The organism is Mesorhizobium sp. M7A.F.Ca.CA.004.04.2.1 (genome assembly GCF_004022825.1).
Taxonomy (GTDB): Bacteria; Pseudomonadota; Alphaproteobacteria; order Rhizobiales; family Rhizobiaceae; genus Mesorhizobium.
Genome location: NZ_RZPH01001354.1, coordinates 1 through 1257 on the forward strand (window position 1 = coordinate 1; position 1257 = coordinate 1257).

At 63.3% G+C, this 1257-nt stretch carries 1 protein-coding gene; it reads left to right on the forward strand.

Translation table 11 applies throughout. The annotated features are described in order from the left end of the window. Window positions 1-350 precede the first annotated feature (350 nt). On the forward strand, window positions 351-1257 hold a 907-nt coding region (locus EN893_RS34510; protein WP_164901408.1), incomplete at its 3' end, for a D-glycerate dehydrogenase.

Consider the following 1257-nt stretch of genomic DNA (forward strand, 5'->3'; position numbering starts at 1 on the left):
CCACTCGGACCAAGCGTGACGACGCCCTGGGCAGGTGCAGCGGCACTCTGCGCCACGGCAAGCGGAGAATAAAGCAGAGCGCCGAGAAATGCTGCGCTGAGGGTCAGGCGAAGCGACGCGAAACCAGACACTTTCATTCCTTTCGGCGCTTGCCCATCGGCCTCGGCGCCCCTTTTTCTTTGTCTTCGGCGGCACCGCTTGTTACAGGGAGTAATCGGCACCGCGACCGGCTTTCAGTTTCGCCGGTCTTGGTTAAAGAGGTCTCAACGAGATCGGGTTAGAAGCAATTCCAGCAAAAGTGTGATGCGGTTTTGCGTTCGGAATTGCGGCAAGTACTCGGGAGGGAAACAATGGCAGGCAAAAAGAAGCCTCTCGTCGTCATCACGCGAAAGCTGCCCGACCCGGTCGAGACCCGCATGCGCGAGTTGTTCGACGCAAGGCTGAATGTCGAGGACCGGCCGATGACGCAGCCGGAACTGGTCGCGGCAGTCAAGGAGGCCGACGTGCTGGTGCCGACGGTAACCGACCAGATCGACGCCGCACTGATCGCCCAGGCCGGCGACAACCTCAAGCTGATCGCCAACTTCGGCAATGGCGTCGACAAGATCGATGTCGCGGCCGCGGCCAAGAGGGGCATCACCGTCACCAACACGCCGAATGTCCTGACCGAGGACACCGCCGACATGACCATGGCGCTGATGCTGGCGGTGCCGCGGCGGCTGGCGGAAGGCGCCAATGTGCTCACCGGTGACAAGAAATGGGCCGGCTGGTCTCCGACCTGGATGCTGGGCCGGCGCATCTGGGGCAAGCGGCTCGGCATTGTCGGCATGGGGCGAATCGGCACCGCCGTCGCCAGACGGGCCAAGGCCTTCGGCCTGTCGATCCACTACCACAACCGCCACCGCGTGCTGCCGGCCGTGGAGGACGGGCTGGAGGCGACGTATTGGGAAAGCCTCGACCAGATGCTGGCCCGCATGGATATCATCTCGGTCAACTGTCCCTCGACGCCGGCAACCTTCCATCTGCTTTCAGCGCGGCGGCTGGCGCTGCTGCAGCCCACCGCATATGTCGTCAACACCGCGCGCGGCGACATCATCGACGAGGAAGCGCTGGTCAAGCTGATTCAGGACGGCAAGATCGCCGGGGCCGGCCTCGACGTCTACGAGCATGAGCCGGCTTTGAACAGCAAGCTGCTGAAGCTCGCCGCCAAGAACAAGGTCGTGCTTTTGCCGCATATGGGCTCGGCGACGCTCGAGG